Origin of the sequence: Stenotrophomonas sp. PAMC25021 (assembly GCF_004795795.1) — a bacterium.
Lineage (GTDB): Bacteria > Pseudomonadota > Gammaproteobacteria > Xanthomonadales > Xanthomonadaceae > Stenotrophomonas > Stenotrophomonas muris.
Genome location: NZ_CP039255.1, coordinates 537,261 through 551,917, shown reverse-complemented (window position 1 = coordinate 551,917; position 14,657 = coordinate 537,261). Strand labels below are relative to the sequence as shown.

11 protein-coding genes are annotated in these 14,657 nt (G+C 68.0%); 9 read left to right on the top strand and 2 right to left on the bottom strand.

Annotated features, from left to right (window positions below; translation table 11 throughout):
- Positions 1-46 precede the first annotated feature (46 nt).
- The 6 genes from map to dapE are packed head-to-tail and all read left to right on the top strand — an operon-like array spanning position 47 to position 6,994.
- Positions 47-889 (top strand): type I methionyl aminopeptidase, encoded by an 843-nt coding sequence (gene map, locus E5790_RS02685; protein ID WP_014646509.1) that lies wholly within the window; start codon positions 47-49, stop codon positions 887-889.
- A 2-nt stretch (positions 890-891) separates the two neighbouring features.
- Positions 892-3,519, top strand: coding sequence for a [protein-PII] uridylyltransferase (locus tag E5790_RS02680; RefSeq protein WP_014646510.1), 2,628 nt, complete (start codon positions 892-894; stop codon positions 3,517-3,519).
- On the top strand, positions 3,519-4,598 hold the full coding sequence (dapD, locus tag E5790_RS02675) for a 2,3,4,5-tetrahydropyridine-2,6-dicarboxylate N-succinyltransferase (RefSeq protein WP_014646511.1): 1,080 nt from the start codon (positions 3,519-3,521) through the stop codon (positions 4,596-4,598). The genes E5790_RS02680 and dapD overlap by 1 nt, the downstream gene beginning before the upstream one ends.
- Positions 4,599-4,600: 2 nt before the next feature.
- On the top strand, positions 4,601-5,467 hold the full coding sequence (locus E5790_RS02670) for a hypothetical protein (RefSeq protein ID WP_014646512.1): 867 nt from the start codon (positions 4,601-4,603) through the stop codon (positions 5,465-5,467).
- A 31-nt stretch (positions 5,468-5,498) separates the two neighbouring features.
- Positions 5,499-5,870, top strand: a complete 372-nt coding sequence (locus E5790_RS02665; protein WP_014646513.1) for an arsenate reductase — start codon at positions 5,499-5,501, stop codon at positions 5,868-5,870.
- Complete coding sequence (gene dapE / locus E5790_RS02660; protein ID WP_069117346.1) at positions 5,867-6,994, top strand: succinyl-diaminopimelate desuccinylase; 1,128 nt, start codon at positions 5,867-5,869, stop codon at positions 6,992-6,994. Before E5790_RS02665 ends, dapE begins: the two co-directional genes overlap by 4 nt.
- Before the next feature lie 120 nt (positions 6,995-7,114).
- Here dapE and E5790_RS02655 read toward each other — a convergent pair whose 3' ends face one another.
- Positions 7,115-7,993, bottom strand: coding sequence for an SEL1-like repeat protein (locus tag E5790_RS02655; protein ID WP_111206659.1), 879 nt, complete (start codon positions 7,991-7,993; stop codon positions 7,115-7,117).
- A 338-nt stretch (positions 7,994-8,331) separates the two neighbouring features.
- Between E5790_RS02655 and asnB the strand changes: the two genes are divergently transcribed.
- Positions 8,332-10,023 carry an asparagine synthase B gene (asnB, locus tag E5790_RS02650; protein WP_111206651.1) on the top strand — a complete coding sequence of 564 codons (1,692 nt, stop codon included), beginning with the start codon at positions 8,332-8,334 and terminating at the stop codon, positions 10,021-10,023.
- Between the two features lie 101 nt (positions 10,024-10,124).
- Positions 10,125-11,513 carry a cation:proton antiporter gene (locus E5790_RS02645; RefSeq protein ID WP_111206653.1) on the top strand — a complete coding sequence of 463 codons (1,389 nt, stop codon included), beginning with the start codon at positions 10,125-10,127 and terminating at the stop codon, positions 11,511-11,513.
- Between the two features lie 82 nt (positions 11,514-11,595).
- On the opposite strand, the gene E5790_RS02640 is transcribed toward E5790_RS02645, so the two are convergent.
- Entirely contained in the window at positions 11,596-13,923 is a 2,328-nt protein-coding gene (locus E5790_RS02640; RefSeq protein ID WP_111206655.1) for a penicillin acylase family protein, read from the bottom strand.
- A gap of 123 nt (positions 13,924-14,046) precedes the next feature.
- Between E5790_RS02640 and bfr the strand changes: the two genes are divergently transcribed.
- Positions 14,047-14,535 (top strand): bacterioferritin, encoded by a 489-nt coding sequence (gene bfr / locus E5790_RS02635; protein ID WP_005408763.1) that lies wholly within the window; start codon positions 14,047-14,049, stop codon positions 14,533-14,535.
- The last annotated feature ends 122 nt before the right edge of the window (positions 14,536-14,657 follow it).

Here is a 14,657-nt window from a genome sequence, read left to right as displayed (position 1 = left end):
AAGAGTGGAGGCCATCACGCTTTCACTTTCCTTGCCGGAATCGTGCATGGCCCGGATCGCCAGTTGGGCGGCGTTCGTTCAGATTGCGGCCGGATCGGCGATAATGGGTGCCATGAGCGTGAATCTGAAAACCCCGCAGGAAATCGAGATGATGCGCATCGCCGGCCGCCTGGCCAGCGAAGTGCTCGACATCGTCACCCCCCACGTCAAGCCCGGTGTCACCACCGAGGAACTGGACCGCATCTGCCACGACCACATCGTGAACGTGCAGGGTGCCATTCCGGCCAACGTCGGCTACCGCGGCTTCCCGAAGACCGTGTGCACCTCGGTCAACAATGTCATCTGCCACGGCATCCCCAGTGAAGGGAAGGTGCTCAAGGATGGCGACATCATCAATATCGACGTCACCGTCATCAAGGACGGCTGGCACGGCGACACCAGCCGCATGTACTTCGTCGGCACCCCGTCGGTGATGGCCCGCCGCCTGGTGGAAACCACTTACGAAGCGATGTGGCGCGGCATCCGTGCGGTGCGTCCGGGCGCCACCCTGGGCGACATCGGCCATGCCATCCAGAGCTACGCCGAAGGCGAGCGTTTCAGCGTGGTGCGCGAGTACTGCGGCCACGGCATCGGCAAGGTCTACCACGACGAGCCGCAGGTGGTGCATTACGGCCGCCCGGGCCAGGGCCTGGTGCTGCAGCCCGGCATGACCTTCACCATCGAGCCGATGATCAACGAGGGCACCCGCTACAACAAGGTGCTGCCGGATGGCTGGACCGTGGTGACCAAGGACCGCAAGCTGTCGGCGCAGTGGGAGCACATGATCGCGGTCACCGAGACCGGCGTGGACGTGCTGACCCTGTCGCCAGGCGAGTCGCAGGTTTCCTGAAGATGCTGCCGGCGAGTTCGCTGCTGGACACGCCGGCCGCGTCGCTCAACGACCCGGATTGGGCTGCTGCCGCGCGCCAGGCGCTGCAGCAGGCCGACGCGCGCCTGTACCGCCGCTTCGACCAGGGCGACAACATCGAGCGCCTGCTGGCGTTGCGCGCGCGCGCTGCCGACCATCTGATCCGCCTGGCCTGGCAGCGCTGCCTGCCGGCCGACAGCGGCCTGTCGCTGTTCGCGGTCGGCGGCTATGGCCGCGGTGAACTGTTCCCGCGTTCGGACATCGACCTGCTGGTGTTCGGCGATCCGCCGGCACAACTGGCGCACGAGGCGGCATTGGCGCGCCTGTTCGCGCTGCTGTGGGACTGCGGATTGGCTGTCAGCCATGCGGTGCGTTCTGCATTGCAGTGCCGGGAGGCGGCGGCTGACCAGACCGTGCTGACCGCGCTGATCGAGGCGCGCCCGATCCTGGCCGATGATGCTGCGCGCCGCGCGCTGCGCGAGGCGATCGACGACCGCGAACTGTGGCCGGCACGCGCCTTCTTCCTGGCCAAGCTGGAAGAGCTGCGCAACCGCCACCAGCGCTTCGGCGATACCGCCGACAACCTGGAGCCGGACCTGAAGGATGGCCCCGGCGGCCTGCGTGATCTCAATACGCTGGGCTGGATGGCGTTGCGTGCCTTCGGCGTGCGCGACCTGGAGGCCCTGGTCGGGCTTGGCCACCTGGGCGCCGACGAAGCCGCGGCGTTGAAGCGCGAACGTGCAGTGCTGGCGCGGTTGCGCTTCGGTCTGCACCTGGTCGCGCGCCGTCCGGAAGAGCGCCTGCGTTTCGATTACCAGAAGACCCTGGCCGCGCGGCTGGGCTTCGAAGACGATGCCGAGAACCTCGGCGTCGAGAAGATGATGCAGGGCTTCTACCGCGCCGCGCTGGTGGTGCGCCGGATCAGCGACCGGCTGCTGCAGCGCTTCGAGGAACAGTTCGACGGCGAGGCCCAGCCGGAGCCGCTGACCGTGGGTTTTTCCCTGCGCCGTGGTTACCTGGCCGCCAACGAGGCCGACTGGCCGCGCGGCGACATCGGCCAGGTGTTCGCCCTGTTTTCCAGCTGGGCCAACAACCCGCAGGTACGCGGCCTGCATTCGCTCACTGCGCGTGCACTGGCCGAGTCGCTGCCGCTGCTGCCGGCCTATGACCAGGCCGATGCCGATGCACGCGAGCAGTTCCTGGCCCTGCTGCGCGGCCAGCGTCCGGTCGATACGCTTTCGCGCATGGCGCGGCTGGGCGTGCTTGGCCAGTGGATTCCCGCGTTTGCCCAGGTCAGCGGGCGCATGCAGTTCGACCTGTTCCATGTCTATACGGTCGACCAGCACACGCTGATGGTCCTGCGCAACATCGGCCAGTTCGCCAGCAGCCGCGCCGACGAGCGCTTCTCGATCGCGCACGAAGTGTGGCCGCGCCTGCGCAAGCCGGAACTGCTGCTGCTGGCCGGCCTGTTCCATGACATCGCCAAGGGGCGCGGCGGCGACCACTCGGAGCTGGGTGCGGTGGACGCGCGCGCGTTCTGCCAGGCGCATGCGCTCAGTGGCACCGATACCGAGCTGGTGGCATGGCTGGTCGAACAGCACCTGCGCATGTCGGTGACCGCGCAGAAGCAGGACATCGCCGATCCGGTGGTGATCCATCGCTTCGCCACCCTGGTCGGCAGCCGCGACCGCCTGGATTACCTGTACCTGCTGACCTGTGCCGACATCGCCGGCACCAGCCCGAAACTGTGGAATGCCTGGAAGGACCGCCTGCTGGCCGATCTGTACTTTGCCACCCGGCGCGCGCTGCGCGAGGGGCTGGAGCACCCGGTACCGGCCGCCGAGCGCGTGGCCGAGGCACGTGACAGCGTGCGCGCACTGGTGCGCGAGCAGGGTTACGACGATGCCACCATCGACCGCCAGTTCGCGGTGATGCCGGATGAGGGCTTCATCCGCCTGCGCCCCGAGCAGCTGGCCTGGCAGGCCGCCGCACTGGTGCCGGTGAAGCAGGGCCAGGCGCTGGTGAAGGTGCGCCGGATCAGCGTCGACGACCCGGCGCTGGAAGTGTTCGTGCACTCGCCCGACCGTGATGGCCTGTTTGCCGCGATCGTGATGACCCTGGACCGCAAGGGCTACGGCATCCATCGCGCGCGCGTGCTGGACGGTCCGGCCGACACCATCTTCGATACCTTCGAAGTGAACCCGGCCGACACCTTTGCCGATGGCAGCAGTGCCAACCTGGAAGCGGCACTGCGCGAGGCACTCAGCGGTGACCTGTCGCGCCTGCGGCCGTCGCGCCGGGTGGTACCGCGGCAGCTGCGGCACTTCCGCTTCGCCCCGCGCATCGAGTTCCGCGATGAACCGGGCGCAACCCGATTTGCCCTGGTCGCACCCGACCGTCCCGGCCTGCTGGCCGATGTGGCGTTCGTGCTGCGCAACCAGGGCCTGCGCGTGCATGATGCGCGCATTGCCACGTTCGGCGAACGCGCCGAAGACACCTTCGTGATCAGTGACGAACACGACCTCCCCCTGACTGAACCTGCCCGGCAGCAGCTGCATGACGCGATGCTGGCCTGCCTGGACCCTGATCGAAACGCCGGAGACCCCGCCTGATGGCCACCAAGCCCGCCAAGAAGACCGCCGCGACCCCCAAGAGCGCAGCGGCCCGGAAACCCGCTGCTGCCGCACCGGCCGCGAAGAAGACTCCTGCGCCGAAGAAGGCCGCTGCGGTGAAGGCCCCGGCGAAGAAAACGGCTGCAGTGAAGCGTGCTGTGAAGAAGCCGGCCCCGGCCAGGAGCGCCGAAGCCGTCCGCGCCGAAACCATCGCCCGCAAGTCGCTGCGCAAGCCGTCGGCACCAGGCGTGGAAGAACTCAAGTTCGGCATCGAGAGCGCCTTCGAGCGCCGCGCCACCTTGACCCTGCACGAGCTGGAAGGGTCGACCAAGCCGCTGGTCAACCGCGTGATCGACGGCCTGGAGAGCGGTGAGTTCCGCGTCGCCGAGCCGGACGGCCAGGGCGGCTGGAAGGTCAATGAGTGGCTGAAGAAAGCCGTGCTGCTGTATTTCCGCGTCAACGACATGGCGGTGGTCGATGCACGCCCGGCGCCGTTCTGGGACAAGGTCGAATCGCGCTTCGCCGGCTATGACGAAGCGAAGTTCCGCCGTGGTGGCGTGCGCGTGGTGCCGGGCGCGATCGCCCGCCGCGGTACCTACTTCGGCAAGGACGTGGTGCTGATGCCGAGCTTCACCAACATCGGCGCCCATGTCGGCGAAGGCACCATGGTCGACACCTGGGCCACCGTCGGTTCCTGCGCGCAGATCGGCCAGCACTGCCATCTGTCCGGCGGCGCCGGCATCGGTGGCGTGCTGGAGCCGCTGCAGGCCAGCCCGACCATCATCGAGGACCACTGCTTCATCGGTGCGCGTTCGGAAGTGGTGGAAGGCGTGGTGGTCGGCCACCACAGCGTGATCGGCATGGGCGTGTTCCTCAGCCAGAGCACCCGCATCTACAACCGTGCCACCGGCGAGGTCACCTACGGCTACATTCCGCCGTACAGCGTGGTGGTGTCCGGCTCGCTGCCGAGCAAGGACGGTACCCATTCGCTGTATTGCGCGGTGATCGTCAAGCAGGTTGATGCCAAGACCCGCAGCAAGACCAGCGTCAACGACCTGCTGCGCGGCCTGGCTGACTGAAGATGACGGCGCCGGAGGATCTGGCGCAGTCCGCGATCTACCAGCATCCGTCCGACACCCTGTTCGGGCGGATGCTGCCGCGCCTGCTGCACGCTCCACGCTGGACCCGGCTGCGCCGCGCGCTGTCGCGGCGCTGGCCGATGCCGGCGCTGGTAAGCGATGTGCGCGACGTGGTCTACGTGAGCTGGTGGGTCGACGTACGCCAAGCGCCGATGCCACCACCAGGCCATCACTACGTGGTCCATGCCGGACGCACGCCCTACACCATCCTCAGCTACCGGCACGGCCACTTCGGGCCCGCGCTGGCCGGGCCGCTGCGCTCGCTGATGCCGTCTCCCAGGCAGAGCAACTGGCGCTGGTACCTGCGTCGTGACGACGATCGGGACGGGACGCCGGTGGTGCTGTTTGATCGCAACGTGATGGACCAGCTGGCCTTCGTCGCCGGCGCGCGCGCTTTCAGCGATGCCATGCAGCCGCATCTGTCGGTGCGCTTCGCGCACGTGGTGCGCGCCGATGGCGGTGGGTACACCCTGATCGAGGGCGGGCAGGGCAGTGCGCCGGCGCTGCACCTGCAGTGGCAGGGCGCTGCGGGCTGGGACGATGCCGGGTGGGCGGCGGCCTTCGGCGGCCACCAGGCCCTGCTGCGCTTGCTGACCTGCCAGGACGAGGCCATCGCCCGCACCTGCGACCAGCGCTGGGCCAGCACCCGCATTGCCCTGCCGGTGGACATCGCGCAGCTGCAACCGCTGCAGCTGGAAGGCGAACAGCAGTGCCCGCGCCTGCAGGCGATGGGCGTGGCGCTGCACGAGGGGCTGGCCTTCCAGCTGCCAAGGGTACCTTTCCGGGTCGTGTCCGAGCGCCTGTTGTGAGATTCTGGCCGTCTGTTTTCCAGCATCACAGATGGCCATGAGCACCACTGTCTACGGTTTGAAGAACTGCGATACCTGCAAGAAGGCGACCAGGTGGCTGGACCGCTTCGGCGTGCCGTACACCTTCGTCGACTACCGCGACAACAAACCCAGCCCGGAAATGCTGTTGGCGTGGGCCGCGCAGCTGGGGGGCCTGGCCGCGATGGTCAACAGGTCCTCCACCACCTGGCGGCAGCTGCCGGACAACCGCAAGGCCGCCGATTCCGAGGCCGAATGGAAGCTGCTGCTGCGCGAGTACCCGCAGCTGATCAAGCGCCCGCTGGTGGTCACGGCCGATGGCACGGTCAGCCAGGGCTTCAGCGACAACGGCTTCAAGGCCCGCTTCGGCGTGGGTGACGCATGAGCGCGGTGCTCGACCTGACCTGCGAGCTGATCGCGCGGCCCTCGGTGACGCCCGATGATGCCGGTTGCCAGGCGCTGCTGGCGGCACGCCTGAAGCAGGCCGGGTTCCAGTGCGATCACCTGCGGCTGGGTGAGGTCGACAACCTGTGGGCGACCCACGGCCAGGGCGCGCCGGTACTGGTGCTGCTGGGCCATACCGACGTGGTGCCGACGGGCCCGCGTGAGGCCTGGGCCAGCGACCCGTTCATGCCGCAGATCCGTGACGGCGTGCTGTACGGCCGTGGCACCGCCGACATGAAGGGCAGCGTGGCGGCGTTCGTGGTGGCCGCCGAGCAGTTCGTTGCCGCGCATCCTGATCATCCCGGCACGCTGGCGGTGCTGCTGACCAGCGACGAGGAAGGCGACGCCATCGATGGCGTGCGCCACGTCGCACGCCTGTTCGCCGAACGCGGCCAGCGCATCGACTGGTGCATCACCGGCGAGCCGTCTTCGACTGCGACGCTGGGTGACCTGCTGCGCGTGGGGCGTCGCGGCAGCCTGTCGGCCAAGCTGCGCGTGCAGGGCGTGCAGGGCCACGTGGCGTATCCGGAGAAGGCACGCAACCCGATCCACCAGGCGGCGCCGGCCCTGGCCGAGCTGAGTGCGCGGCGCTGGGATGACGGCTACGAAAGTTTCCCGCCGACCAGCCTGCAGGTCTCCAACATCCATGCCGGTACCGGTGCCAACAACGTGATTCCCGGCGAGCTCGAGGTGGATTTCAACATCCGCTACAACCCGCACTGGGATGCACCGAAGCTGGAAGCGGAGATCACCGCGCTGCTGGAACGGCATGGCCTGCAGTACACGCTGAAGTGGCACCGCAGCGGCGAGCCGTTCTACACCCCGGAGGGCACGCTGCGCGCCACCGCGCGTGCGGTGCTGGCCGAGCACATCGGCCGTGCACCGGAAGAAAGCACCGGCGGCGGCACCTCCGATGCCCGCTTCATCGCGCCCTTGGGCGCGCAGTGCATCGAAGTGGGGCCGGTCAACGCCAGCATCCACCAAGTGGACGAGAACGTGCGCGTGGCCGATCTGGAGGCATTGCCGGGGCTGTACCAGCGGCTGGTGGAGCGGCTGCTGGCGTGAACCTGCGACGCTGGGTGCCGACCGTTGGTCGGCACGCCTTTCGCCGGCATTGCTTTCCTGTAGAGCCGAGCCATGCTCGGCTGCTTCTGCAGGGAATGCCCAGCCGAGCGTGGCTCGGCTCTACTCAGAAAAAATGAAGAACGGCGGCTCGACCGCTTTTTCCCAGTAGCTCGGCGCCGCCATGTAGAAGTGCTGCGCCTCGGCCCGGGCGAACCAGCGTGCGGCTGCGTCGGTGTCCTTCTCCACGCCCGGTGCACCGCGGCCCAGCAGCAGTCCGGCGAAGTACTGGCCGAACACATTGCCCTTCTCGCCGGCACGCTGGTACAGCTGCAGCGCACGTGCGGGATCGCGCGGCAGTCCCATGCCCTTTTCCAGCAGCGCGCCCAGGTCTACCTGCGCTTCGGCATCGCCACGCTCGGCGCGGCGCTGGATCTGCGCAACCAGTGGATGCACGGTGCCATCCTGTGCGGCCACCGCATCCGGTAGCCGTGACGATGAACTCGGGTAGCGCTCGTAGATCATTCCGCGCAGGTCCGAGCGCAGCGCCTGTTGCGCGTCGCCTCGCTGACGATAGGCCTTGGCGAGTTCGTAGAACGCATAGGGATTGCCGTGGTAGGCCGCCGCCAGGTAGGCGCGTTCTCCGCGTCGCCAGGACGCACGCAGCACCGGCGCCGGATTGATGTGGGGGCTGTCGGCATGCCGCAGCGTGCCGGAGATCCAGATCCTGCCCAGTGCTTCTTCCGCCTTGGTGTTGTGGAAGGTCCAGGGTGTGACCGCGGCGGCACGCTCGTAGTAGGCGATGGCGCGCGGATCGTTGAAGCGTTCGAAGGTTTCCGCGGTATCGAAGGCACCCTCGAAGCTGCCGTCGGTGCCGTGTTGCTCCAGGCCCTGCAGCTGGGCCGGCGGCAGGGGCGAGGGTGGGGCCAGGGTCTGGCAGGCGGCCAGGCCCAGGCAGAACAGGGCGGCCAGCGCCGCGTTGCGTCCAGTGCGGTGTTGCATTTCCATTACACGTTTCACGGCCGGCCATTATGCGCGCCGGGGAGTGGTTGCCAACGCAACGGTTGCACCATGCCGGAAAGCGGGGTAGGGTCAATGCCATGTCGATCCGCCTGGCCACCGCCGTCAATAACAACAACCGCAATAATCTGCGCGCGAATAATCGTGCGCGGCCGATGCGGGACTGCGCCCTGGGTAGATAGACAGCAACACACGCCCGGACACCAGAAAACCCGCATCGGTCGATGCGGGTTTTTTTGTGCCCGGGCGTAGTCCCACCCGGGCCTGGATGGCCGGTCGAACACCCTCCCACCCGTGAAATCCCCAACAGGAGCTCCCCCATGTGTTCGATCTTCGGAATCTTCGGCCTGCAGGCCGGTGACGATCTTCCCGCCCTGCGCCGGCACGCGCTGGAACTGTCGCAACGCCAGCGCCACCGTGGCCCGGACTGGAGCGGCGTGTACCTCGACGAAGGTGCGCTGCTGGTCCATGAACGGCTGGCCATCGTCGATCCGGTCGGTGGTTCGCAGCCGCTGCTGTCGGCCGATGGCCAGCTGGCGCTGGCGGTGAACGGCGAGATCTACAACCACCAGGCGTTGAAGGCGGCGCTGACCACCACCTACGACTTCCAGACCGGCTCGGACTGCGAGGTGATCAACGCGCTCTACCGCCAGGGCGGCGCGCCGGCGCAGTGGCTGGAACAGCTCAACGGCATCTTCGCCTTCGCGCTGTGGGACCGTGACAGTGGACGCGTGCTGGTGGCGCGCGACCCGGTGGGCGTGGTGCCGCTGTACTGGGGCCACGATGCCCAGGGGCGCTTGCGCGTGGCCTCGGAAATGAAGGCGCTGGTCGATACCTGTGCCGATGTCGCGCAGTTCCCGCCGGGCCACTATTTCGACAGTGCCAGCGGTGAGCTGGTGCGCTACTACCAGCAACCGTGGCGCGACTACGCCGACGTGCAGGGCCGCCAGGCCGATCTGGCTGAACTGCGCCAGGCGTTCGAGCATGCGGTGGAGCGCCAGCTGATGAGCGATGTGCCTTATGGCGTGCTGCTGTCCGGTGGCCTGGACTCGTCGCTGGTGGCGGCGGTGGCCGCGCGCTATGCACGTCGTCGCATCGAGGATGGGGGACAGACCGAAGCCTGGTGGCCGCGCCTGCACTCGTTCGCGATCGGCTTGAAGGGCTCGCCCGATCTGGCCGCCGCAGCGATCGCCGCCGAAGCGCTGGGCACCGTGCATCACGGTTTCGAGTACACGTTCGAGGAAGGCCTCGATGCGCTGCCGGAGGTGATCCGCCACATCGAGACCTACGACGTCACCACCATCCGCGCATCGACGCCGATGTTCCTGCTGGCGCGGCGGATCAAGGCGATGGGCGTGAAAATGGTGCTCTCCGGCGAGGGCAGCGACGAGATCTTCGGTGGCTACCTGTACTTCCACAAGGCACCGGATGCGCGTGAATTCCACGACGAGCTGGTACGCAAGCTCGACGCCCTGCACAACTACGACTGCCTGCGCGCCAACAAGTCGATGATGGCCTGGGGCGTGGAGCCGCGCGTGCCGTTCCTCGACCGTGAGTTCCTCGATGTGGCGATGCGCTTCGATGCCGCGCACAAGATGGTCGGTGCCGGCTTTGGTGGCCGCCGCATCGAGAAGGCGGTGCTGCGCGAGGCGTTCGATGGCTACTTGCCGGACAGCATCCTGTGGCGGCAGAAGGAACAGTTCAGCGATGGCGTGGGCTATGGCTGGATCGATGGGCTGAAGGCACATGCCGAGGCGCAGGTGAGCGACCGTGTACTGGCGGCCGCCGACAAGCGCTTCCCGCACAACCCGCCGCAGACCAAGGAGGCGTACTACTACCGCCACCTGTTCGAGCAGTTCTTCCCGAGCCGGGCAGCGGCCGAGACCGTGCCGGGAGGCAAGTCGATCGCCTGTTCGTCGCCCGCGGCCATCGCCTGGGACGCCAGCTTCGCCGCGGCGGCAGATCCCTCCGGTCGCGCGATCGCCGGCGTGCACGAGCAGGCACTGGCCTGAGCACCCCCAAAAGGGGACGGAGGGGATTAAGTCGTTTGTGCCATTAACGCCTTAATCCCCTCCGTCCCCTTTTTGTATGATCGCCCCCTGCGCATTGGGGAATGTTCATGGACGTACAGGCAGGCGGCAACGCGCCGCCCACGAAATGGGGATGGCGCTACCTGGCGTGGGCCGGGGTTCCGTTGCTGGCTGGCGTGCTGCTGGCGCGGTATGCCGGGCCGGCGGCGCCCGAGGCGGTTGCCCGTGCCTCCGTCGCCGCCGAAGGCGGCTGGGTGCAGCATCTGGCGTCTCCGCTGGGCCTGTTCCTGCTGCAGCTGCTGGTACTGCTGCTGGTGGCCAAGGGCGCGGGGGCGCTGCTCAAGCGCATGGGACAGCCGGCGGTGATCGGCGAAATGGCCGCTGGCCTGATGATGGGGCCGCTGGTGCTTGGCAGCCTGCTGCCGCAGCTGCATGGTGCGCTGTTCCCGGCCAGTTCGCTGGGCCCGCTGGGCATGCTCAGCCAGCTGGGCGTGCTGATGTTCCTGCTGGTGGCCGGTGCCGAACTGGACCTGGCGGCGCTGCGTGGCCGTCGGCGTTTCGCCTTTACCGTCAGCCATGCCGGCATTGCAGTGCCGTTCGTGCTCGGCGTCGCCTTGGCGATCTGGCTGTATCCGCAGCATGGCCCACAGGGTGTGGGCTTCACCGCATTCGCACTTTTCGTAGGCATCTCGATGAGCATCACGGCCTTCCCCGTGCTGCTGCGCATCCTGGCCGACCGCGGGATCACACAGACGCCGCTGGGGCAGACCGCGATCGCCTGCGCTGCCTTGGGCGATGCCACCGCGTGGTGCCTGCTGGCGCTGATCGTGGCTGCCGCCCAGGCCAGCGGCTGGTTGCCGGCCAGCATCAACCTGGTGTGCGTGGTCGCGTTCGTGGCGCTGATGCTGGGGCTGGTGAAGCCGTGGTTCGCGCGCCGGCAGATTGCGCCGGGCCGTGAGGGGCGCTGGCTGCTCGGCATCCTGCTGCTGTCGCTGGGCAGTGCGCTGGTCACCGAGATGCTGGGCATCCACGCGCTGTTCGGCGCGTTCGCTGCGGGTGTCGCGGTATCGTCCAACGCGCAGCTGCGTGACCTGCTGATGGCCCGTGTCGAGCCGTTCGCGGTCACGCTGCTGCTGCCGTTGTTCTTCGCCATGACCGGGCTGCGCATGCGCGCCGATGCGCTGCAGGCCAGCGACATCGTGCTGTGCGTGGTGGTGATCGCGTTGGCCACGACGGGCAAGCTGCTGGGCACCTTCAGTGCCGCGCGCAGTGCCGGCATGCCCACGCGCGAAGCGTGGCGGCTGGGCGCGCTGATGAACACCCGCGGCCTGATGGAGCTGATCGTGCTCAACCTGGGGTATGAGCTGGGCCTGCTCGGTGACCGCCTGTTCGCGGTGCTGGTGATCATGGCGCTGGTGACCACGGCGATGACCGGGCCGCTGCTGAACCTGATCGAACGGCGCAGGGCCTGAACGTTGAACGGTAGTGCCGGCCGCTGGCCGGCAACCTGATGATGCTGGACACACCTGCATGGATGCCGGCCAGCGGCCGGCACTACCGCGCTGGCACCAGTGTCATCACGTGCTGCGTCTTGCCCGGCAGGAACGGTGTCGGGCGCCCATGCACCCAGTCCTCGTGGCCGGCACCCCAGTACGGTGACAGCGGATGGCCGCTCTGGCCGCCGGGCATGTGCACGATGCCGTCGGCCTCGTGGCCGGGCGAGACCACCATGCGCTCGGAGGCGCCGAAGTTCGGCGTCTGCACGCGCGGCATGTCCCGGTCGCCGGGCAGGCGGTCGGCGGGCATGCACAGCCAGCGCTTGGCGATGTCCGGCAGCGCCCGTGCGATGGGGTGGCAGATCGCCGCGGTATTGCGTTCACCCCAGCTGCGCTTGGCCAGCGGCCCCTGCTTGGCCAGCTCACCCTCGGTACGGCGGGCGGCGTCGATCAGCAGCGCATCCCAGCTGTCGAAGGCCGGTGGCAGCAGGTTGGCCGGGCGCTGTTCCAGCATCGGCCAGGCCACGCCTTCCAGCTGTGCCAGGCGTGGGTCCAGGTAGGCATCGCCCAGCTGCGCGTTGGCCGGGGCCAGCAGTGCATCGGACAGCGTGGCCATGACCTGCGTGCGGAATTCACGCACCACCCGGTAGCTGACCGAACTGGCCGAGGCGCGCCCGCCCCATTGATGGCTGGCCTCCTTCAAACGCTTCAGCGCAGGGTCGTCACTGCGTTCGATGACGTCGTGCAGCAGAGCCCACCAGCGCTGCAGGAACACCGCGCGGTCGTCGAGCTGGATCGCCAGCAGGTCGTGCTCGTCGAAGCGCTCCTGGATTGCCAGCAGGTCGCGGATCTGCCGCGCCCGCGCACCCAGGTCATAGCCGCCGTTGCCGACGCTGGCGAGTGCCTCGCCGTCGAGGACGCGTCCATTGGCGGTCCACAGGCGATGGTTGGGGGGATCGATCAATGCCGGCGAGGCATCGCTGCGGATCGGCCACGGCGCGCAGCCCTGGTTGCTGGCGGCATTGAAGCCGGCCGGTGCACAGCCGGGGCCGCGGTCCGGGCGAGCGCCGATCAGGCGCCAGGCAATGCGCCCGCTGCGATCACCGACCACCAGGTTCTGTGCGGGGATGCCGACACGGTCGGCGAAGTGCAGTGCACCGTCGAGGTCACCGGCGCGGGCTAGGTCAGCGAAATCCAGGCGTACGGCACCGGGCAGGTGTGCGACCCAGCGCAGGGCGTCGCCACTGCCATCGGCATGGGTATGCAGGATCGGCCCCCAGTCGGTTTCGCGCACCGCGAACAGCACGTCGGCCTGGCCGGCCACGGCGATGCGCTCTTCGTGCACGGTCACGGCGGCGCTGGCCGGTTCCGTGCGATAGTCCGCCGTGTCGATGTAGCTGTTGGTGAAGCCCCAGGCGACGTGCCCGTTGCTGCCGACGATCACCGCCGGCAGGCCCGGCAGGGAGAAGCCGGTGACATCGACCTGGCCGCCGGCGGCCTGCGGGTCGGGGTAGCGCAGGCGCACGCGGAACCACAGGCCGGGTGCACGCAGGCCCAGGTGCATGTCGTCGGCAACGATGGCGCGGCCGTCGGCGGTAAGCGCGCCGGCCACCGCGAAGTTGTTGCTGCCGATGACGTCGCCCTCTTCCTGCTCAGTGCCCGTTTTTCCCTTCAATGTGCGCAGGTCCAGCTGGCTGGCATCGGGCAGGGCGGCGTTGCCGGTGGGTTCGCCAAACAGCGGCGCATCCCATTCGGTGCCGTCATGGGCGATCAGCGCGTACAGCGCCGGCGGCACCACTGCGCGGATGCGGCTGAGCGCAAGCTCGGTCTGGTTGCCGGGGTCCTGCAGGTCGGCATACATGGCCAGCCCGGTCAGCACGCTGTCGCTGGCCTGCCACGGTTGTGGTGATTGCCGCAGCAGCAGGTAGGCCCACGGGCGCACGGAGAGATCGGCCAGGCCTTCGTTGACGCCATCCACGTAGGCGCGCACGGCCGTGCCGTTGTCGCCCAGTGCGGCCTGCAGATTCGCCTCGGTGCGTGCACGCAGCCGGTGCACGCGCATGCGCTTGTCGGCGTCGATGGCCTTCGGCCCGAACAGCGCCGACAGCTCGCCAGCGGCACTGCGGCGCATCAGGTCCATCTCGAAATAACGTTCCTGCGCGTGTACGCGGCCGAGCGCACGCATCGCGTCGGCCTGGCTGCCGGCAGTGATGGTGACCACGCCCAGCCCATCGCGCTCGATGGTGACCGGCTTGGCCAGCCCCGGCAGCGCATGCTCGCCGTCCAGGTCGGCCAGGCTGCCGCGCAGCAGCAGCCACAGCACCAGTGCGGTGACCAGCACGATGGCGATCAACGCGCCCAGCACCCAACGCCATGTACGTCGCATCGCACGTCCTTTCCGAACTCGTGGGCCGATTGTAGCCGCAGGCGCAACTGCGACTGATTCCGATTAGATCACCGTATTTTGAAATGCGGCACCCTATGCCGCATCGATTCACAGGAGCCCCCCATGAAAGGCAACCCGGACGTCATCGCCTGCCTGAAGGAACTGCTGCGCGGCGAGCTTGCTGCGCGCGACCAGTACTTCATCCATTCCCGCCGCTACGAGGACCAGGGCCTGTTCGCGCTGTACGAGCGCCTGAACCACGAGATGGAAGAGGAAACCCAGCATGCCGATGCGCTGCTGCGCCGGATCCTGTTCCTGGGTGGCGACCCGGACATGCGCCCGCATGCCACCGAGCCGGGCAAGACCGTGGAGGAGATGCTGCAGAAGGATCTCGATACTGAATACGCCGTTCGGAACAATCTCGCCGCCGGCATGAAGCTGTGCGAGGAGAAGGGCGATTACGTGAGCCGCGACATCCTGCTGGCGCAGCTGAAGGACACCGAGGAAGACCACGCCTGGTGGCTGGAGCAGCAGCTGGGCCTGATCAAGCGCATCGGCCTGGAGCTGTACCAGCTGAGCAAGATCGACGGCAACGGCGCCCCGGCGCACTGAGCGGGCATCGTTTTTGTAGAGCCGAGCCAATGCTCGGCTGCCTTCCGGTAGAGCCGACCGCTGGTCGGCTGCTCTGCAGAAAGCAGCCGACCAGCGGTCGGCTCTACCAGGAGCCAAAAGCA

What these genes read in the sequence shown, in the direction of transcription:
- map (WP_014646509.1), top strand. Translation starts at nt 47, where the DNA reads ATGGCCCGGATCGCCAGTTGGGCGGCGTTCGTTCAGATTGCGGCCGGA.
- E5790_RS02680 (WP_014646510.1), top strand. Translation starts at nt 892, where the DNA reads ATGCTGCCGGCGAGTTCGCTGCTGGACACGCCGGCCGCGTCGCTCAAC.
- dapD (WP_014646511.1), top strand. Translation starts at nt 3,519, where the DNA reads ATGGCCACCAAGCCCGCCAAGAAGACCGCCGCGACCCCCAAGAGCGCA.
- E5790_RS02670 (WP_014646512.1), top strand. Translation starts at nt 4,601, where the DNA reads ATGACGGCGCCGGAGGATCTGGCGCAGTCCGCGATCTACCAGCATCCG.
- E5790_RS02665 (WP_014646513.1), top strand. Translation starts at nt 5,499, where the DNA reads ATGGCCATGAGCACCACTGTCTACGGTTTGAAGAACTGCGATACCTGC.
- dapE (WP_069117346.1), top strand. Translation starts at nt 5,867, where the DNA reads ATGAGCGCGGTGCTCGACCTGACCTGCGAGCTGATCGCGCGGCCCTCG.
- E5790_RS02655 (WP_111206659.1), bottom strand. Translation starts at nt 7,993, where the DNA reads ATGCAACACCGCACTGGACGCAACGCGGCGCTGGCCGCCCTGTTCTGC.
- asnB (WP_111206651.1), top strand. Translation starts at nt 8,332, where the DNA reads ATGTGTTCGATCTTCGGAATCTTCGGCCTGCAGGCCGGTGACGATCTT.
- E5790_RS02645 (WP_111206653.1), top strand. Translation starts at nt 10,125, where the DNA reads ATGTTCATGGACGTACAGGCAGGCGGCAACGCGCCGCCCACGAAATGG.
- E5790_RS02640 (WP_111206655.1), bottom strand. Translation starts at nt 13,923, where the DNA reads ATGCGACGTACATGGCGTTGGGTGCTGGGCGCGTTGATCGCCATCGTG.
- bfr (WP_005408763.1), top strand. Translation starts at nt 14,047, where the DNA reads ATGAAAGGCAACCCGGACGTCATCGCCTGCCTGAAGGAACTGCTGCGC.